The organism is Bradyrhizobium sp. Ken01, assembly GCF_055807355.1.
Window position 1 is genome coordinate 82,023 of sequence record NZ_JBVVPC010000031.1, and the last position, 19,040, is coordinate 101,062.

At 57.4% G+C, this 19,040-nt stretch carries 17 protein-coding genes and 2 pseudogenes; 7 read left to right on the top strand and 12 right to left on the bottom strand.

Annotation, left to right across the window (positions count from 1 at the left end; translation table 11 throughout):
• Positions 1 to 126: 126 nt before the first annotated feature.
• The gene (gene galE, locus AC0L3S_RS26470) at positions 127 to 1,122 is read right to left on the bottom strand and encodes a UDP-glucose 4-epimerase GalE (protein ID WP_473282289.1); all 996 of its coding nucleotides are present in this window, start codon (positions 1,120 to 1,122) and stop codon (positions 127 to 129) included.
• Positions 1,123 to 1,128: 6 nt separating this feature from the next.
• Positions 1,129 to 1,302: a hypothetical protein gene (locus AC0L3S_RS26475; RefSeq protein WP_473282291.1), complete on the bottom strand. Its 174-nt coding sequence runs from the start codon at positions 1,300 to 1,302 to the stop codon at positions 1,129 to 1,131.
• A gap of 240 nt (positions 1,303 to 1,542) precedes the next feature.
• Between AC0L3S_RS26475 and AC0L3S_RS26480 the strand changes: the two genes are divergently transcribed.
• Together AC0L3S_RS26480 and AC0L3S_RS26485 are read left to right on the top strand one after the other, a co-directional pair.
• Complete coding sequence (locus AC0L3S_RS26480; protein ID WP_247282658.1) at positions 1,543 to 1,827, top strand: hypothetical protein; 285 nt, start codon at positions 1,543 to 1,545, stop codon at positions 1,825 to 1,827.
• Between the two features lie 216 nt (positions 1,828 to 2,043).
• Positions 2,044 to 2,524: pseudogene (locus AC0L3S_RS26485) on the top strand (CHRD domain-containing protein).
• Here AC0L3S_RS26485 and AC0L3S_RS26490 read toward each other — a convergent pair.
• On the bottom strand, positions 2,475 to 2,834 hold the full coding sequence (locus tag AC0L3S_RS26490; protein WP_473282317.1) for a VanZ family protein: 360 nt from the start codon (positions 2,832 to 2,834) through the stop codon (positions 2,475 to 2,477). The pseudogene AC0L3S_RS26485 and the gene AC0L3S_RS26490 overlap by 50 nt on opposite strands.
• Positions 2,835 to 3,619: 785 nt before the next feature.
• Between AC0L3S_RS26490 and AC0L3S_RS26495 the strand changes: the two genes are divergently transcribed.
• Positions 3,620 to 3,916 carry a hypothetical protein gene (locus AC0L3S_RS26495; protein WP_473282293.1) on the top strand — a complete coding sequence of 99 codons (297 nt, stop codon included), beginning with the start codon at positions 3,620 to 3,622 and terminating at the stop codon, positions 3,914 to 3,916.
• Between the two features lie 999 nt (positions 3,917 to 4,915).
• On the opposite strand, the gene AC0L3S_RS26500 is transcribed toward AC0L3S_RS26495, so the two are convergent.
• The 4 genes from AC0L3S_RS26500 to AC0L3S_RS26515 all read right to left on the bottom strand — a co-directional run bounded on the left by AC0L3S_RS26500 (position 4,916) and on the right by AC0L3S_RS26515 (position 7,424).
• Positions 4,916 to 5,197, bottom strand: coding sequence for a hypothetical protein (locus AC0L3S_RS26500; protein WP_473282295.1), 282 nt, complete (start codon positions 5,195 to 5,197; stop codon positions 4,916 to 4,918).
• 376 nt (positions 5,198 to 5,573) lie between these two features.
• Entirely contained in the window at positions 5,574 to 5,912 is a 339-nt protein-coding gene (locus AC0L3S_RS26505; RefSeq protein WP_473282297.1) for a hypothetical protein, read from the bottom strand.
• Between the two features lie 287 nt (positions 5,913 to 6,199).
• A complete protein-coding gene (locus AC0L3S_RS26510; protein ID WP_473282299.1) occupies positions 6,200 to 6,466 on the bottom strand; it encodes a hypothetical protein in 267 nt (88 codons plus the stop codon).
• A gap of 673 nt (positions 6,467 to 7,139) precedes the next feature.
• Positions 7,140 to 7,424, bottom strand: coding sequence for a hypothetical protein (locus tag AC0L3S_RS26515; RefSeq protein WP_473282301.1), 285 nt, complete (start codon positions 7,422 to 7,424; stop codon positions 7,140 to 7,142).
• A gap of 2,282 nt (positions 7,425 to 9,706) precedes the next feature.
• On the opposite strand from AC0L3S_RS26515, the gene AC0L3S_RS26520 reads away from it, so the two are divergent.
• Together AC0L3S_RS26520 and AC0L3S_RS26525 are read left to right on the top strand one after the other, a co-directional pair.
• Positions 9,707 to 9,862 (top strand): hypothetical protein, encoded by a 156-nt coding sequence (locus AC0L3S_RS26520; protein ID WP_473282303.1) that lies wholly within the window; start codon positions 9,707 to 9,709, stop codon positions 9,860 to 9,862.
• Between the two features lie 589 nt (positions 9,863 to 10,451).
• Positions 10,452 to 11,135 (top strand): phage tail tube protein, encoded by a 684-nt coding sequence (locus AC0L3S_RS26525; protein ID WP_473282305.1) that lies wholly within the window; start codon positions 10,452 to 10,454, stop codon positions 11,133 to 11,135.
• Positions 11,136 to 11,858: 723 nt separating this feature from the next.
• On the opposite strand, the gene AC0L3S_RS26530 is transcribed toward AC0L3S_RS26525, so the two are convergent.
• The 3 genes and pseudogenes from AC0L3S_RS26530 to AC0L3S_RS26540 form a co-directional block, all read right to left on the bottom strand.
• The gene (locus AC0L3S_RS26530) at positions 11,859 to 12,032 is read right to left on the bottom strand and encodes a hypothetical protein (RefSeq protein WP_473282307.1); all 174 of its coding nucleotides are present in this window, start codon (positions 12,030 to 12,032) and stop codon (positions 11,859 to 11,861) included.
• Between the two features lie 349 nt (positions 12,033 to 12,381).
• Entirely contained in the window at positions 12,382 to 12,558 is a 177-nt protein-coding gene (locus AC0L3S_RS26535) for a hypothetical protein (RefSeq protein ID WP_473282309.1), read from the bottom strand.
• A 425-nt stretch (positions 12,559 to 12,983) separates the two neighbouring features.
• Positions 12,984 to 13,283: pseudogene (locus tag AC0L3S_RS26540) on the bottom strand (transposase); the annotation flags it as partial.
• 260 nt (positions 13,284 to 13,543) lie between these two features.
• On the opposite strand from AC0L3S_RS26540, the gene AC0L3S_RS26545 reads away from it, so the two are divergent.
• Both AC0L3S_RS26545 and AC0L3S_RS26550 read left to right on the top strand, forming a co-directional pair.
• Positions 13,544 to 13,975, top strand: a complete 432-nt coding sequence (locus AC0L3S_RS26545; protein WP_473282311.1) for a hypothetical protein — start codon at positions 13,544 to 13,546, stop codon at positions 13,973 to 13,975.
• Between the two features lie 489 nt (positions 13,976 to 14,464).
• Positions 14,465 to 14,758, top strand: a complete 294-nt coding sequence (locus AC0L3S_RS26550; RefSeq protein WP_473282319.1) for a BA14K family protein — start codon at positions 14,465 to 14,467, stop codon at positions 14,756 to 14,758.
• An 822-nt stretch (positions 14,759 to 15,580) separates the two neighbouring features.
• Here AC0L3S_RS26550 and AC0L3S_RS26555 read toward each other — a convergent pair.
• Positions 15,581 to 16,537: a UDP-glucuronic acid decarboxylase family protein gene (locus AC0L3S_RS26555; RefSeq protein WP_473282321.1), complete on the bottom strand. Its 957-nt coding sequence runs from the start codon at positions 16,535 to 16,537 to the stop codon at positions 15,581 to 15,583.
• A gap of 647 nt (positions 16,538 to 17,184) precedes the next feature.
• Positions 17,185 to 17,364: a hypothetical protein gene (locus AC0L3S_RS26560; RefSeq protein ID WP_473282313.1), complete on the bottom strand. Its 180-nt coding sequence runs from the start codon at positions 17,362 to 17,364 to the stop codon at positions 17,185 to 17,187.
• Positions 17,365 to 19,040: the final 1,676 nt, after the last annotated feature.

Genomic DNA, 19,040 nt, shown 5'->3' on the forward strand with positions numbered 1-19,040 from the left:
GAAATGAATCGACGGCCTTGTAGACATGCCGCCCGTGCTATCGCTTGCGGTTGAATTCGCCGGTAGCTCTCGGTTTATTGGATAAGTGCTTCCAGGTGCGAGCTTTAAGCCTGCACCTGAGCCAGGTTATCCGGTTGATTTAAGCGGATGCGCCTTCTGGTGCCAGGCCCAGGCGGTGCGGATCACGGTCGACAGATCGGAATGTCGCGGCACGAAGTCCAGCACTTTTCGGGCGGCCGAGGGGTCTGCGACGAGATAGGTGGGATCACCGGCGCGGCGCGGCTTGACGACATGCGGCACCTCGCGTCCGGTCTCCTGCCTGATGGCAGTGAGGATCTCGCGCACCGAGAAGCCTGAGCCGGTGCCGAGATTGAAGCTGCCGCCAGCATGCCCCAATTCCAGCAGCTTCAAAGCCGCGACATGGGCAGCAGCGAGATCGGCAACGTGGATGTAGTCGCGGATCGCGGTTCCGTCGGGCGTGTCGTAGTCGTCGCCGAACACGGCGAAGTCGACATGCCCCTGCAGCGCCATCATCGCGCGGGGAATAAGATGCGTCTCGTTTTCACGCAATTCGCCGATGCCGCCTGCCGGATCGGCGCCGCTGGCATTGAAATAGCGCAAGCAGAATGCGCCGAAGCCGTAAGCTGCACGGTAGTCGGCGAGCATGCGCTCGATCATCCACTTCGATGCGCCATAGGGGTTGATCGGCGCGCAGGGGAAGTCTTCCGGCAGTTCCTTGGAATCGGCATTGCCGTAGACGGCGCCGGTCGAGGAGAACACGATACGATGGCAATCCGCATTGCGCATCGCCTGCAATAGCGACAGCGTGCCCTGCACATTGTTGACGTAGTACTTTTGCGGGTCGGTCATGGATTCGCCGACGAGGCTCGCCGCCGCGAAATGCATGACCGCCGTGATGTTGTGCTCGGCGAAGGCGCGCGCCAGCGTGGCGCCGTCGAGCAGATCGCCTGTTACCAGCGGGCCGGCGACGAAGCCGCGATGACCTGTCGACAGATTGTCATAAACGACGGGCTGATAGCCGGCCGCGGTCAGTGCGCGGCAGGCATGCGAGCCGATATAGCCTGCGCCTCCCGTAACGAGGACAGTCGGTCGGTCGGTCATGTCTGCTTACCTCGAGGTGAAATCAACGATCGTCCATGCGTCCGCCGCCAGCACCAAATCGGCACACAGCACGAGCACCGCAAGCGTCGGCAATGCAAGGCGTTTGCGGCGAAGCCGGCCCACAGTGGTGCCGAAGGCGGGGACATGCCGCGTGGCGCCACGGGACACGACGTCACTCAAGGAGAGGGCTTTCCGAAGTGATCTGTCCCAATGCGATTGCCTCAGTTGAACGGTTGATCGATCGGACGAGCATAGATCGATCTTCGCTGTATGCAACCCACCGGCGGCTCGGCAGGATTGTCCTTCCTCGTTTAGCTCGCATTGACCCTATCACCGCGAAAAGGTGGGCGCGCGCATCGCGGCAACCGAAGCTTTAAGCACGAAAAATAAGCTGAGGCCGAGTAAAGGAGTGACCGAAACATGGCACAGATCTGGATGACTTATGACGAACTCGCCGGGCTTAGTGGCTGCACGCCTGCCGAGGCCAGAATGCGGGCCATCCATCTGTCACTTGACCGCCGCAAAAGCCGCGATGGCGCAACCCGCGTTAAGCTCGATCTGGCGCTGACGGCTAAATTTTTCGCATCTGTCCGGGACGCCGATTTTGATCTGGACGGCGCCATCGAGGCACTCCAGGCCACCCATCGGCAGATGGCAGAACTCCTGACGCCGAACCAGTTCCTGGGCCAGCGCCGCTCGGCTTAGCCCCCGCAAGCGATCGCTCAGGCTTCGGGTATGAGGAGCCGAGATTCTCGCGAGAGTTGTCCCGAATCAGGCATAAATCTCCATCCGGAATTTCCATTGCGGGCCGGGGTTTAACCGCAGCGGGCGCAGAGCCTGCAGGAGGATGCCATGAGGAACGACAGCGATCGGGGCTACGCGACACTGGTGGGAGCGGCGATGCTGGGTGGGCTGATCATCATGACGGCCGCAACGGCAAACGCAGAGCTCGTGAAGTTGCAGGCCGATTTAAAAGGCAGCAATGAAGTGCCTCCGAACAACTCGTCCGGGTCAGGCAAGGCGGAAGCGACCTACGATACCGAGACGAAAGCGCTGACATATATGGTCACCCTATCTCGGCCAGACGGGTCCGCGTTCGGCGCGCATTTCCACGGCCCCGGTGAGGCCGGCAAGAACGCCGGAGTCGTGCTGCCATTCAAGGCCGTCCAAAGCCCGATCCAGGACAAAGCCACTCTCACGGACGCTCAGGCTACGGATTTGCTCGCCGGAAGGTGAGTACGCGAACATTCATACCGCCATAAATCCCGGTGGTGAATTGCGCGGGCAGATGATGAAGTTAGGACCGAATTACTGTGTCGCTGATGACATGGCTGGCGCCTGCGTCGCCAACTTCAGGACGGAGGCCCGGGTAAGAAGGCCAGGATCGTCTGGGCGAGGATGACGCCGACGATGCCCCCCGCCGCCTTTTGCAGCACGTCGAGGAAACCCGGATCATGGTCGGGCGTCAGCGCCTGCAACAGTTCAAGCCCCGTTGCGACGGCCACGACGAGCGAGCAGGCCAGAGCGAACCGTCCGGGCAGCAGGAAGGACAGAAGAAAGCCCAACAGGCCATAGGCGCTGAAGCGCTCGATGACGACGACCCAATAGGCTTCGGCATGGCCCATGAGCGCCGGCCTCCCCGCAAGCCTCGCCAAGGTGGCGTAGACGACGAGGGCGAGGCAAATACCCGCGGCTGCAAAGAAGTGGTGCATTGCCCAGCATAGCCCGTTGAGCGGCGTTCCGATTCGAAAGACGAGAATATCGTTAAAGCGCTCGTGCATGCCAAACAGAGTGTCGAAGTGATAGGTTTTACAGGTGGCGTCTTGGCGATTGGCTCGAATTCCGTCAGGCGACCAACACCATGTCGTCGATCGAAGATGCCGCGATGTGCGCGGAGCAGCATGACTCCATCAACTCACTGAACTTCGGGAACGGCAAAGGCGCTGAGACGAGATTACGCTGCCCACTTCGACGCCGGACGAAATGGCGCGGACCTATTCCTCCGGCTCGATGCCTTCCGCGAGCACCGTATTTGAAGGTCCTCCGCAGGCGCTACTAGAATTTCCGCGATCGCCGCGGTCGATGCGTCCATGGTGATCGTGTCGACGAAAAATTTCTTGAGCCTCGAACGCGCGGCGGCAGCTGCATCGAGGTTAGCAGCAGCATTGATCTCAGGGGCCAGCCGGACGTCTCAGACATTGCCATTCCCAATCTGAGAGAGGAGTAATGGTTCCGATGAGACGGTGGCGGTTTCCGACGGAATGCAGCAGCGCACTGACGAGATACGGAAGATGCTACTCAGTCGTCACCAAGAGGACGGCTGCAGGGCCTGGGTTCAAATATCAAGCTTAATTTGCTTGTTCGATTGCGGTCGGGACGCCGGTGGCTATGGTGGAGTATCGGACATTTCCCCGTCCGGAACCCCGATGGCATAGTCGACGTGCGATCATACTCGGCGCGTCGGTCCTATTCTTCATGGCAACGTCGCGAGCCTCACTTGGAAAAGAAAACGCGCGATTCTCCACTCGATCTTTTCGAGATGCGTCGACGGATCACGGCGCTTCGAGCCCAGCATTCAGATAATGCTCGAGTTACGTATCTGTTGAATCGATTGCTGATCAAGATTGCATATCTGACTGAACCGGAGAGCGCAACTCACGCGGCCCGTCTGCGCGAAACATTCGCAATGACGATGGCTGAGATTGAGAAGACCATCGTGATCAACCGAGCGGTACCCGGTAAGACCAATAGCTCGATCGCGCCGCTTGTGACCCTTGCCGCGCGCCGACGCTGAGGTCGCCTGACACAATCCTGTCTTGAATTATAGCCTGGAAGTAGGGCGGGATTATTCCGCGCCACGCGGCTGGCCAACCAAGACTGGAGCGGTGCACCTGCGCCAGACCAACTCACAACGAGGACGCTTCCGCATTTCGTGAATGCAAGTTCAAATTGGACTGGACTGGAGATTTTCTCCCATACAATGAGCTTGGCCCCGTTAGCGGACATCGGACCGCGCGTGCCCTAGGTGTTAAGAAAGCCCGAAGCTGGCGGCCAAGTACGAGCCGCTGCTCCGCTACATGTACCCAAGTCTCGCCCAGCGGCCGATATTCGCTCGGAACGTCGGGCGGGCCGAGCTTTATCTTGCGAGTACCCCAGCGATTGTACGGGAAGAAATGCCAAGATAATGCCCGACTCAGCTCTCTGCTACAGCCAAACTGGCAGTTCGGGAGATGGAGATGCCCTGTCTATCAAGTCAGCAATCTTACACTGCGGCTGTGGCGTACGCTCTCGTTCTGGCGTGTTGGTGCTTTTGGGCGCGGCCACCAAGCGAAATTTGAAGCTGGAGCGGACACTCGATCCTGTCCTACCCACTGTCATCCGGATGGAGCGATGACCATGTCGCCGCCGCGACCTTCGCGACTTGGGTCAGCCCCATGAACCAATTGTTTGCCGCTCTGTTGATCAGTGTATCCCTAGCACTGACGGGCTATTTAGGGATCGCTGCTTGGCGCTTCCGGCTTCGCCGTGCCGGGGACCGAGGTGATTTTTCCGCTATCGCATAAGCTCGCGCTTCGCGGCGTTTCGAGGGGTGAGGAGAACGTGATCCAAGCGGATAGGGAAACGGTCGCCGGGATCAAACGCAATAACCGCTGGAGAAGGTCGAGAAGCTGGAGAAGGTTGGCAAGAAGCCGCGGCGCTCGCCGCGCGCACTAGCCGAATGTCGCAACGCCGCTCGGCGAGCTTATTTCTCGCCGCCAGCAGGCGACACATTGAGACGGTCGCAACTTACCGCTTACTGCGACACGAGCGTGATGTGGTCACCATCGATCCGTGTGCGAATGCCATTGACCTGAAAACGCATGATCTTGCCGGCCTTGTTGTAACCGAGCACGGCTGTCCCGCCATTCATGAACTCAATGGTGTGGATGACGAAATCTTCACGGTTCGAGAGGTCGTAGCGTCTGATGCGCGTAATGTTATCCAGTGAGATCTTACGAATAAGAGAAATGTGGACGCGAAGGTTACTCGACCCGCTCGCGACCGAAATTGCCGCGGATTTGCGAATATTACTCATACAAATGCTCCTACTGTTCTAGCGAGCATTTCAGATTGTTTCACCTCGTTTTACCAGATGTCAACCATCATCTGGCGCCAGTGTTTGCCTGAGCATTATGCATGTGGCCGCCTCCTGCCCCGATTGGGAAACCCGCATCCGCGAGGGACGCTCGCTGATGCCGGATCTGCCGCTGATCATGGCAGAGGCCGACATGGGGCTGGCGTTTTTCGATGAGTTGGCTACCCGACGTTCCCTGCATCCCGCTGGCTCGGCGACGTCTCCGGCGAATGGTTCCGCGACCTGGTCCGCGCCGTGTTCGGCTTCTGGGATCCGGTCAACAGGGTCCGGATGATCCGCGATTTCTTCGCGTTGGTCCCGAGAGGTCGAAGACGACCTATTCCGCCGCGCTGATGCTGGTCGCGATGCTGATGAACCACCGGCCGCGCGCGACGGCTCTGTTTCTCGCGCGTTGGATGAACCCGGACCGCTGGCCGTGGGTGATGCCGAAGATCAACCGGCCGATTAGGGTCGCCTCGATGCTGGCCGATTTCACCAGTGAGTGCGAGAAGGGCGAGGAGCCATCCGCATCTGGGCTTCGCAGCATCTCAATATCGAGATCGGGACCGGCACCAAAGACGACGGCTGGAGCGGCGCGGATCTCTGGGATCAGCAGGTTGACGAGAGGCTCGATCTGGAACCACTGTTCGTGCGCAAACGGGTTATCTCTCGTCATCGATGGGCCAGTTCAAAAATTGAGCATGGATTGAGTCGTAAGTGTCTTCGAGTGTCTCGGCGCAAGGCCGGCATGTAACCAGCGTCAATCCGAGCAGGATGACAATCGCTGTCGCGACGGAAAATGCTTTGGCTGCTGCATTGGTCATGGCTGAACGATATGCCTAATTTCGTCTCTGCTCCAATCGTTCGTGGTTCCCGGGTTTCCATTCCGGTCTCAGTCCTTCACTCCTTCAGGGGAGATTGACTTGCAGCCCTCATGGCAAGTGACCGATTTCCTCTTCGGTATCACGCGGAAGGAATCTGGCTTCCCAGCTCAGGCGATCGGGAAAAAAGCTGGACAGCCTGTGGCAAGCGCATCCGGGCCCCAGCCGCCTCCACAACAAAGTTCGCTTCTGCTTCAACGGTATCTTGAACGCCATAAATTTCTCTGGCCTGCTCAATCTGCTGCGTTGCTAGAACGGCCAGTGCCCACTCTTTCACGATTAGAATGTCGTCAGGTGCATGCACGTTTGAGAGCTGACGAATGCCGATGCGTGTCCAGCTCAGAGACAAGGATTTTGCTCTCAACAACATTTGCAGGAGGCGCGTGTCGGCCGGCGGATCGCGGCAAGCGTTGCCTACTGGCCTGCTGGGGTCAGTATATGGGCAGTCCCGCTAGAAGCGGCGCGTATGTGGCGAGCCTAGCCGAGGTTACCGAGGCGACATCGTGATACCTTCCATCCCGAAGTTTCATCTGGACCTTGATGGTCGAGATAGGAATGGAGCTTGCCAAAGAGGGGTGCAGAGAGATGCGACCCTCCAGAATTTCAGGCTCCGCCGCATCATCACCTATTCTGGGTGCGAACGTCGGAACGTAGAGGTCACGTTTCGCGTTTTCTCGCACGGCGGCAATGCGTCGTGGCTTGTCGTCCGTGTGAACCAAAACATCCGCTTTTAATAGCGACATCCAGAATTCCTCGGCGTGATGGGGCGGCTTAGCCCATTGCCCATCCCTTCCACAAAGAATTTCACTCCCCCAGGGGGGAGTGGCTCGACCTCCCTTAGGGAGGAGCGGGACATAGAACGAGTTGCAGCTGTCTGAAAAATTAAGCGACGGCGCCATGGCATCTCTATGCGCCTTGCGTTTGATCCACCACAAATGCTTGCGGTTCCTGGCGACAGGGCGGAACGGCTTCCGTATCCCGCTCCTTCAGTGGCTGCGGGTCGCTCACCTTCAAGGGAGAGGTTAGCAGCGGCTGGCGAGTTCGCGGAAGCGCCGCACTATGACGTTGGCGTACTCTTGCCGGCGTTGGTCCAGTTCCTTGCGCTGCTCGGAGACGTCGTGGCCATCTCGTTCAAGCACTTCGAGCAAAATCTCCCGACCCTCGATGTCGGCTAAGCTCTCGGAGAGAACTTGCTGGGTCTGGGAGATCGTTTGCTCTGTCACGGGTGCCTCACTGTCGACAGCCAGCATAACGAACGTCTCCCGAAGCGCAGTTTGTAAGATCTGCGCCACTTTTAGCGGTTTCATTCACTCCTTCAGGGCGAGTGCGCCGCTACCTTCAAGGCAGCGGATGCACCCCTCAGATCAACGGCAGAAGATGCCAGGCCGCTTTGAGTTGCGAGAAAAGCTCCGCATTGACGACGGATCGAGCGCTGGATGTCGCGATGCATTAAGTCGGTTTAGACCGTCCGCGTGGGATGGTCGTCGGCTAATGGCCGAAAAGCCAATCGCAACGGCAATTCCTGCGCGCGCAATGGCATAAAGCCAACCGAGCGTGGCGACGGCAACTAGTGCCAGAAATCCCAAAGTGAACGTTCGACTGGAGCGGGACGTGCTGCCCGCCGTAGCATCATCTTCAGTTGCCATGCTGGCCCGCCGACTGTTCTCCTTTGAGTATAAAGACATGCGGCCCACCAATTTGTGAGCTATCTCACAGCGTTTTGCCGCCAGTTACGGGGCTAGGTGAGGTGACAACGAGCTCAAATCTGAGACGTTCCAACGCTTAGCGGCACTCGTCCGCTACTTCAGCGCGTCGGTTCGCTGCCTTCAGGAATTAACGATTCCTCAGTCCGGCATCAGCAATGGTGTCAAATGGATTGTTTTCGCGGAATCTTAATCGGCACGCCCATAAGCTTGGCGTTGTGGGCGCTGATCTTGTGGCCTCTCTGGCGATAGTCCATGTCTGTCGCCCTTCAGGGAAGGCGACAGAGGTAGCCTCCATCAGGACTTCGGGTAAAATCCGTGACGACTTGCGGGCACGACCACCGTGTGGGCATTCCGAGCAGAAGCAGAGCGCGATAAAATTCTACTCCTCCGCCGAATGCTATGCCGCACGAAGCGAGGAAAATTAGAGCCTGCAAATCAAACGGATCACTGACCGCGATCTCAACAGGCTACCGGCCTATCGGTGAAGTTGGGAGGGCTGGCTTGGAGGCGCATCTATCGACCGGAAGATCTTGGCTTTATCCCACGGGCGAGGCATCTCTTTTGCCAGTAGCTCATCCCGGGCCTTCTGCTCGGTCCGAATTCTTTCCCATTCGGCTTTGTCGTTTGCGGTCCATTCATAAGCGAAAGCGCTCGAACATGATAAGAGCGCCGCGCAGAGCAATATTGAAAAATGTCTCATCGGGGCACCGTGTCACCCAATCAAGGCGTCAATAAGTAGTGCACTGCACCCCTGGAATGAGACACGGTAATTGCGGTGGCGCCCCACGCCGGTTGAGATATACGAGGCGCTTCAACGACGGAAACCGCCGCCGGGAGAATTGCCGCAGAACCACTTTCCTGAGTAGGGCCGCCGTCAAAATGCTGCAAGACAACTGGCGAATAGAGCCCGACCTCGCCAAAAGTAAATTGAACGTCCCCATTCGTCTTTCCCGGGACTATCGCGCTCGAGCTGGTTCGCCTGCGGTACGCACTAACCGGTCCGCCTTGACGAGCACACGATCATCTTTCGGTTGCGGTCGCAATGAAAAGCTGATCGCGACAAATGCAACGCAAAGAACTGCACTTACGGCCACTACGCGCCGGTAGGTTGATCTGTCGGCATCGCGGAGTGATGGCGGAGGTGTGACGCTCCCGACCCGAAACTCTGCCCGGAGAGGCTTTTGTAATTGGGCTATTTCGCGATGTTCAATGGCTAGAGCGCGACAGTGCGCGGCCATCTCGCGGTAGTGCTGCCGCGAGGATCGATCCATCGCTATCTCGGCGCGCTTCTCAAACATTTGGGCGCGCTCGGCAAGTTCTTTTGCCTTTGACATCGGACACCTCGTTCTAAGGCGAGCCGCAGAAAATCATTTGTGTTGGTCGGCCTTCCTCCCCACCAGGTTCAAATCTCGGCCTGCGGGAGGCCGAACTCTTCCGATACTGGAAGATTTGGCGTGCAGCGTCGTCCGGTCTGCGGTGAGGCGCCGGTCCACTCCCATCAAGTGTCAGTAGGGATGCGACGAAACAAGCGTTTTCCCCGTTGCATGGGGTTCTCAGAGCGGGCAATCGCGATCTGCAGTTTTGCGGCGCTGGTTCGTATCGAGGATTGGCTACGCCCCATCTGCTCGGCTATTTTACTTCGTCCCAGGCCAGAAAGCACGAGTTTCCGAAGCTTGCAATCTTCTTCAGCTGTCCAAGGTTGGGTAACCACCAATCACGGTCCTCGCCTAGTTGATCTATGGTCCTGCAAAGTTCGCAAACACCCGGCCAAAAGTCTATCCGCCTTTCCTTCAAGGGCTGCAGGCCGCTCCCCTTTAGATTGCGCACGGCCTGGATAGTTGACCGCCGCGGACTAGTCGGTCCGCATGACAGACGCCAACCGAATGCTGCTGGCGCAGCTCAACATGATCGAGCGCCTCGCCGGCTTGATCGAAACCAAGCGCACCTCCACACGCCGAGCGAGGCGCAAGATCGCGCGGCTTAAGGCGCAGCTGAGGCGCATTGACCGCCAGACTCGGCAACAACCGAAATTTCAGTAATCCACTCCTTCAGGGGGAGTGAGCCGCTTGCTTCAAGCGAGAGCTAACGCTTTGAGCGCAAATAGTGCTGAGGCGTTAATTCTCCGAGCAAGTCTCCGAGATCGTGTACCTCAACGGCTGCTAGGCGTCTTTCGGTGACACAGAGCTCGTCTACCGGGATATAACGCACAACGAAAAACTCAGCATGGACCGTGCCTCCAGGCACCTCGATATGAAGAAACTAAGTTGTTCGTGCAGCTCACGAACTGCACACTCTAGGAACGTCTCGCTTCCTTCGCGATGGCCGCCGAAAAATGCGATTTTGCCGGGACAGAGGATGCCAGGAACGTCGTCGCGCAGCTGCAGGAGCAACCTGCCGGATAAGCAGCCGCGATTTATCGAGGCTTCGATGGGATCATGGTTTTTAGCGTAGCTGTCACAGCAATGCCTGGCAACTACGGTTCAGGGGCGCTGCCGGCGAACCACTTCCTCCTTAGGGTAAAGCGAGAAATCCGAAAATGCTCCTGCTCCTCCTCAACCAGCCAAACGGCTCGCCGCCGGCCGTCTTCGTGCTCTGTGCCCGCGTCGCAGTGCTGGCATTGCTGTCACGATGACTGATCTTCAGTCGACGAACCGCGTTGCGCTGGCCAAAGTCCGCGAAACCACCTTTGGCATCACGCCGGCCAGTCCGGTCTTCAAGGCCATCCGGCAGACCTCGTCGGGCCTCAACGCGAACCCGAAAACCGTCATCACCTCCGAGATCCGCAGCGATCGCCAGGTCTCCGATCTGATCTTGGTCGACGAGGACGCCGGCGGCCCGGTCGGCGGCGAGCTGGCGTTTTCGGTCGCCGATGACGATCTCGATGAGGCGCTGCAGGGCACCCGGTCCAACAACCCTTCGATCACGGTCGTCACCTCCGAAACCGGGATCTCCGACGTCTCGACCACCACCATCACGGTTGCGGCCGGCGGCGCTGCGTTCCTGCTCGGCATACTGACGCAGACGCAGAACCTGCCGACTGCGGCCAACAACAAGCTGGCGCGCGTCAAATCCTCGACCGCAACCACGATCGTCTATCCGGCGGCGAACGTTCTCTGCCGATGCCGTCATTCCGGTCAGCGCCAGCGTGCGCCAGGTCGGATTACAGGGCGTCAGCGGCGACACCACGGCCGGGATGTCGGGTGGCAACGGTCTGGCCTCCACCACGCTCGATCTCACCACGCTTGGCATGGTGCCGGGCTCGCCTCCGCGCATCGAACGACGTCGAGCTTTCTCGAAATGGAAGTGCGTTGAACTTTAGCGCGTCAATGGTCGAGCGCTTGGGGTGTTCGCTTTCAAGTTCGTTCAGCGGAGCAAACCAGCTACTTCATGTCCCAATGACAGGAGCGCAGGACTTGCGGATGAGCCGCCAATGCACGTTATTTGGCGGCCGCAAGGATGCATCGCCGTTCGGACCGCCCGTTGGGACGTCGCCAAATTCCAGATAGCCTTGCTGGCTGTGAACGTATCTGTTGGGCATTTGCCTGCGGCATAGGCGTTAGGCGAGCCTAGAAGAACGGCAAATGCCACAAGCATCATCTTCGCACGCATCGCTCCTCTCCCGATCAAGCTGAAAGCCTCTGCGGCCCGCTCGGTTTTAACGTGTCAGACGGTCGATATACAAAAATTACAGCTTGTTGCTAGGTTTCGCGCCTGCGGCCCATTGAGAAGGCCCCGATTTCAACAACCCCGTATTGTTTTAACGATTGGTACTGCGCTCAAGTTGTTGCGGGCGAATAGTCAATGAGAGTATGCGTATGTGGGACGAGGAAGATCCTTCACCAGTTCGAATGCCGTTTTACCGAGATACGAAACGACAAGCACGCATTGGCGCACGCAACTCCGAACAGCTTTCCGCGCCACCGCCGAGCGCTTCCTGATCGGGGCCGGCGTTAGCTGCATCCTGACTATGCCGGCAGGTGATCGCTCAGGGCACGCCACCCCAAGATGCTAACCGCGCGTATGGGTCTTATCGGGCTAGTACTGGCCGCGCAACTGACTAACGGCGAAAAGCACGTCGGGCCGTTCGAGGATTTCAACCAATTGATCCAGAATGACGCGCTCGTTGGTGCGGGGTTGAGGCTTCAGATACTCTTCAAGAACACGCTGTGCATCGCTGACGGCTTGAAGAATTATTTGGTCGCCGCGCATGCCAATCTCCACGATGGACCAACTTAAGCGACCAAGCATGTCTCAGTTTGGTTCCAATTGTCTTAAAACTTGCGTGCGCGGATTGAGAAGTGACCTCCCTGACAAATCGGGGTGACCGAATTTTGTGCCAACCAGGCCGGAAAAGAGAGCGATTTCAATCACGGCAGGCATGGCGGTTGCCAAAACTATCGCGTAAAAACAGCAAGGTGCGCGGATCCGGGAGACTAATTTAATGCCTGCGCGACGTCGAAGCCGAAGCACGCCGAGCGCGTCGCCACTGAACCGCTTGCAAGTCTGAAGATCCTGGAGCGCATCAAGCTCGCGGCCTGGCAGCCGATTCAATGTTTAGCTAGTCGATCTTCTTCGAGACTTTTGACCTGAGCGAAAGACCGAGGCGCAGAGCCATGCGTTTGATCGCGTCGGGCGATCGGCCGAGTTGCTTCGCCGCCTCTTCCAGCGAAACGGAAGCCTTTGCTAGTTCCATGAGGCGGCGATCTTCCTTGAACGACCAGGGCTTGCGCGCCATAACTGAAGAAACCTTTCAAACATAGCGACAAAGCCGCCAAGCGGACCCATGTTCGCTCGACGGCTTTACTTGGGTGCGGCCGGGCCTGAAGCCCCGTGAAAAAGGGATAAGCGATCCAGAGAGCACTCCGCAATGAAGACCGCGAATTAAGCTAACTGTTCAACCTTAACGGGCGAAGTGGAGCGCGAAAACATCCGTAAAAGCACGGGAATGTTAAGCGGCGAGGGGAGCCTCGCTTTTCAGCTTGGTGGCCGCTGAGCCAGAGACGACCCCGCAGTTCTGCTGTTGAGACGCACTCGAATCTTTCTCGATTCGCCGCTCACCAGCGGCAGCTGGCCTATTCTTGGAATGAGGTGATTTGACACGTTTGCGCATATGGATGCGGATACGATTGATCCGAGTGAGCAGCGCCGACCAGGGGCTTAGGCTTCCTGCACCACGGCGGTGAGCGCCTTCTCGGCCATGCGGCGCGGCTCCAGGAAGCCCGGGAAGTAGGAACCCTTGCGCAGCTTTGGAATGCGCAGTTCGACCGCGCCGCCGCGGGTCACCCAGATCCGGTCGCGGTAACCGTTGCGCTGGGCTGGGCGTTCGGGGTTCTTCTCGCCATAGGTCGCCCCGGTCTGGCCCTCGACTTTCAGCTCCATCAGACGCTGGGCGGCAAAGCCGATCATCTCGCGCAGCAGATCGGCATCAGGGGTAATATGTACGAGCGTGCGCAGGTTCATCACATCGTCGGTCTTAGGTGGGTTTCTCCGTTGCGTTGGCGTGTCGCAACCCGGTCCTACTGGACCGCCCGCCCGCTACGGCGCTATTGGGGGGCGCGTCCGGGCGGCTTTGCTCTACCGAGCTACACCACACATCAACTCAGATGTAAGGCTGGGACGCCTGTGCAGCTGGAAGTGCGAAAAGTGGACGCGAGTTTAGTGTTTGTTAAGTACACTTGTTTGATGTTTCCATCGTACGCTCAGTTCGGCGAGATGAACCTATGTTTCAGTTTTTTCGGGGAGCTTTCCATCGTCCGAACGATAGGAGACCGGACGGGCGTTTATTTAGAGCTCGTTCGGCGACGCGGGATGGCGAAACCGACAAAGGTCGCATAGTCCCCATCATGAGAGCCATCGAAACGGCGTTGGTCGCTGCCGAACGGGAGCAATCTGGTCTTAGTCGCAGGGTACACGACGTGTTGGCGCGCGCAGCAGTTACGATAGGTAACGGCGATGATGAGTATTTGCACCGAGAGCCGCTAGATAGGCATCATCAAAATTTGTTCGATCAGGAAATTTTGAATGGTCAGCGCCGTCTTGACCAACTGAGTTCAACGATAGCAAACCTACAGATTTTGAAAGCTGCGGCACTCAAACGGTTTGAAGAAGTATTGTTACATAGCGATGCTGGCGGCGTCTCGAGCGCGCCCTGACGGAAGTCCTCCAGCGGTCAGCATACGAGCGATCAACTTTGGTTGCGGTGCGGTCGAAGGCTCGTCTTATTTCCTGCGGCTTCGCGCCTCACGGCGCACATGCGTGCCTCGGCTGCTTATTTTCTAAGCATATTTGTTCGCAGGAGCCCGCAGTCGCCGTGTCGGAGCATTGCGCCGTTAGCACTAAATCCATCCAGAAGGCGGAGTTTGTGCCGCATGCGCGGCCCGGATCTCCGTATTGTCTTGGCCACAGATATGCCAGGAAGGACGGATACAATCCGAAATATTTCAATTTAAGTGGTTTCCATGAAAGGCTTAAGTCGGCAAATCGCTATGGCCTGTACCACCGTTCTTGCGTTGAGCGGGGAAGTATCGGCTCAAGTGACGGGCAGTACAACGACTAGCCCTACGTCTGCTGAGGGGGCCGCGCGGATTGACGTGCCGCCGTCGGGTAGTTGTATGCCTATCGGTGTGACGACTTCGGGAGAGATGGTCTTTCCTATCCAATGCAAAGAGTTTATTGAGCAATACAAGGCGCTGGATCAGAAATCCGCTGTAAGAGACGCGGACAAACCCATCTCCAAGCAATCTGTGTCCAAGCAACCGGAACTCCCGCAGAATGCCAGCACCAGACCCGACGTCGCGCCGGCAAATCGACCTTTGGCGAAGCCGGCGGAGCGCGAAGCGCGTGAAGGAGCTCCCGGTTGCAAGCAATTTCGCAGCTACGATCCAGCCACAGCCACTTACACCACTTATGACGGCAAACGACATCCGTGTAGATGAGTCGTGATCGTTTAAGAGCGCGGTATCGCAATCTCGCTGCTCCGGCGAAATCGCAACTGTCAGGATGCCGATAGGAATGGACTGAGGTCGCAGAACGGCGGCTAACAGACGTACGGAGGTTGGTGTGCGTCTGTAGGAGTGCTGGGCGATTTGGCTGTGTACCGGATTGCTCTTCGCCTACGTGTAGGTAGGGTTGCACGAATGTTAAGAGCCGCTCGGCTTCGCGTTAACTAGCGTCTCGAAATTTCAAGTTCGCGCTTTAAGCGGTCCACGATAAGCGAGAGCGCCGAATTGCAGCTTTCTATTTCTGTGTTTCCGAATTTTACCCCCCGCGCCGTCCAATTTGAATCATCGGTCGATTTGGGGCTGCATCCGCCAACCACGACACCGACAAATCCCTCACAATTCGGGTTCGATTTCCGAACGGCGGTAGTTATGGCCGTCTCCAGGTCGATCTGTTCGAAACGCGGATTTCTTCTTAGCCTTGAACATGCGAGGTCCTCGGACTGGATCCTCTTTAAGCAGACAAAAAACCGTAATTTGGAGTCAAAAAGGCCAAAAGTTAATATGTCTCGGATTGTTGTCTGACGCCACATCAAGGATGGATTTGCTCAATTGCCGAGCAATGACGGTCGTTGGACGAAGCGGTTTATACCCGCGGAAGCGAACACTTTCGCAAAAAAGGCCGAAGCGCAGTGCGCTCGCTCGTCCGACGTCTAGTAAAGACGGGGAATGGCCGACGCCGGTCGCTCGCAGTTCCAGCACCGAAATTAGGGCATCTCTCGAGATGGGGATCTGACAGGCGCAGCCCGGGGACTTCCGTCAGCTAAGCGTACGTTTGAAGAAGGCGATAGTCTCCTTCAACCCATCCTCAAGGCCGATTTTTGGCTCCCAGGTCAGGATCGACTTGGCCAATGTAATGTCGGGCTGGCGCTGTCGCGGGTCGTCTTGCGGGAGCGGCTTAAACACCAATCGTGAACGAGAGCCAGTCAATTGGAGAACTTTTTCGGCAAGCTCCCGGATCGTGAATTCCGAAGGGTTGCCAAGATTGACCGGCCCCGTGAATCCGTCCTCGGTAAGCATCAGCCTGAGAATCGCTTCGGCGAGATCGTCGACATAGCAAAATGAGCGGGTCTGTTCGCCGTCGCCAAAGACGGTGATCGGTTCGCCCCTTAGCGCTTGTACGATGAATGAAGACACCACCCGGCCATCATCCGGCTGCATGCGTGGGCCATAAGTGTTGAAGATCCGCGCAACCTTGATCGGCAATCTGTGTTGACGCCAATAATCGAAGAACAGGGTTTCCGCGCAGCGTTTGCCTTCATCATAGCAGGAACGGATCCCGACCGGGTTGACGTTGCCCCAATAGTCTTCAGTCTGAGGATGGATCAAGGGATCGCCGTAGACCTCGCTGGTAGAGGCCTGGAAGATTCGTGCCTTGAGCCGTTTGGCGAGACCGAGCATGTTGATCGCGCCATGCACTGAGGTCTTCGTGGTCTGCACAGGGTCGCGCTGGTAGTGGATCGGCGAAGCCGGGCAGGCGAGGTTGAAGATTGCATCAACTTCCGTGTAGAGCGGCAAGGTGACGTCGTGGCGGATGGCTTCGAACATAGGATCAGAGAGCAGTCCAGCAATGTTGCGGCGACTGCCGGTGAAGTAATTGTCCACGCAGATCACCTCGGCGCCGGCCGCCAGCAATCGCTCGCATAGATGCGATCCGATGAAGCCGGCACCGCCAGTCACAAGGATCCTTTTGTTCTTATAGCTTTCCATCAGCATAGCGTTTGACCGGCTAAGAGTTTCAGCAAGGAACATCATTGTTGCGTCAACTTTTCGGGAAATGGAAGAGAAAGGCTTGCTCTTCACGTAAGAGCGTTAATTCACGGGGCCTACCGCTGTGTGTCTGTAGGTCGGGTCGAAGTTCGCTACGCGCAGTGATCGGGGAACCGATTTTGCTGTGGGCGCAGGCCGAGGTTCTATTACAAGTGCAAGCCCACCAGGGGACCTCGCTAACGCACCGGCTACGCCACATCGCTTACGAGGGGCAACGCATACAGTTAGCCATCTGTGAAAGAGTCCCAGCTCCTGACGAGCCTGAACCAACGAGAACGAAGCCATCGGTCAGCGTCGTCCCTTTCTATGCTTCAGGACCTCAAGCAACAGGAAGAGAGCAAGCGCCAGGCAACTTGTGACAACGATGAATGTCTCCATTCGCTTCGACAGCTTTTTTCGGTGCGCGGCAGCAGGCCACCGCTGATCAACCTCTAAGTTAAATCAGTCCTCGGGGTTTGGCGACGCCAATAGGCGAGGCTGCGTCACCGCGGCGGGTAGGCATCCTTGTTGCGCCTCAAATGTCAAAATCATCAATTGCAGCGCTTTTGAGCGAGCAAATAGCTAAAGATCTGCTTCGTGCCCACAGGTCATCTTCATCTTGTACCGGGGATGTCATGCTGGCGCAAAGATTGCTCTCGAGGCAAACGAGAATGAAACACTTGCTGTTGCAAACCATTTTCCGTCGGGGATTCCGGTTCAAAACCCGATAATGCGACCGCAGCGACGTGCATATTAGCAGGCGCGAATTGATATCGGAGCAGTTCTTCGGTCATTTGAAGGTATGTCTCGTGAACAGAGGTTATTCGAACTCGCGCGGTACGATTGATGAACAAATTCACTTTTGAGCCCCTCAGGCTGAATGACAAAGCCCCTGGGGGAGCGTGTGAACTTCGCAATTTTGACGATGTCGGTACGTTCATGGTTTGAATCCTTCGTAAGACAGCGCTTAAGAATTAATCCTCGTTGCCCCGTTGGTTCGACGGCCAGGTTATGCAGAGGAGATCACGGCCCCGAGGCCATCCTTTTGAAAAACCGCAAGCGTCGCGTTGGTCGTGTGAGGGCGTCGCGCCGGGGCAATGTGAGGTGGCATCAAAAGAACGGTCGAGTGTTTCGACGTGTGCACTGCCTTACCGCTTCGTCTTGACCGCCGGACCTAACGTCGAGGGCAAGTTGAACGGGCGGTGCCTAAAGTTTATGCGACATTTAGAATGGAGAATTGTCGCCTAAATTCTGCGACTCAGGATGGCAGTGACACTTGCGCTCTGAAATTCATTGCCACATTCAGCGAGCTTCCCATGAACGGCGAGGCCCAATGTACTGCGTGTACCCAGGCAAGATTTCTCGTCGCTTGCCTGCCTATCTCAAGAAGATACGGGCTCAAGCTATATAAATGCACCTCATGCGGCAGCAGTCCCCTCCTTGTCAGCCGGACAATCCTCTCCAAGCAAACCATGAGGCCATCCAGATCTAAACGGCCTCACTCAATGGATGAGATGATCATTGCAGCCCGAGAACCCTCGCTTTCAGCTGTGGAATGGTCGTACCATTCGAGAGCGAAGGAAGAGCAATGAAGCAGTTGCGCGAGATAGGGCAATGGACTTCTCAGGAGGAGAACAGTTCCGAGGGCTGTTGCGTCAAGAGAGAACTGCCGACGAGATCGCATCTACGTTAGGTCGGACACGCGGCGCGATCTATTCGCGCATACAGCGCTTCTATCGGCAGCAAACGCGAAAGAAAAACTAGGGCGCGACGTGTGGTTGGCGGGCTTCGTCGGATCAGGCCGCTAACCTGCTGTCGGCAATATCGAATGATGAGGGAGCGCGCTGTGCCGCGCCGACACTTAGCGATCGACTGAGTGCAATTCACTTTTGGCTCGCGCGCCCATCTCGGAGGGTCTTCGGCGGCGGTATCGCGTTCTTTTGCGCTGGTGATAAGTTGCCGCCACCGGTGGTTGTATTCGTTGGGGTGGCTGGCTGCTGGGTCCATCCGCCGCTTTCAATACCAGGTCCCCTTGGGCCGACTTGTGGTCCGACGCCGGTTGAGGTTTTTCCGGTGCCAGCGCTACCTTGCGCGTGCGCAGCAATCAGCGGCAAAGTGAAGAACAAGACGGCGGCAACCATGCAGTATCTGGTCATGTAGCTATTCCCGAGCGTTCGGAGATGGTCAACTGTACAGCCGCCGGGCTGCTTCCGGTTCCTTGTCGTATAGCGGATCCGGGGTCGCCGATCTGGGAGATGCTGCCTCTCGCAACCCGCCCGCACGCGAGGCGCGGAATCAAGCGCATCGGTTCGCTCTTGGAATCCATTCCCGCGGGCTACTTTTAATCGATCCCACTTCGCCTTTCGTTATTTCCTCTCTGCGTTGAGGCCTGGCTAGTGTCCTGAACCAGAAGTTCGGGACATCGGGTCGTGTTTTGCCGGGGCATTGTATCGGCAGAAGCGTTCGATGG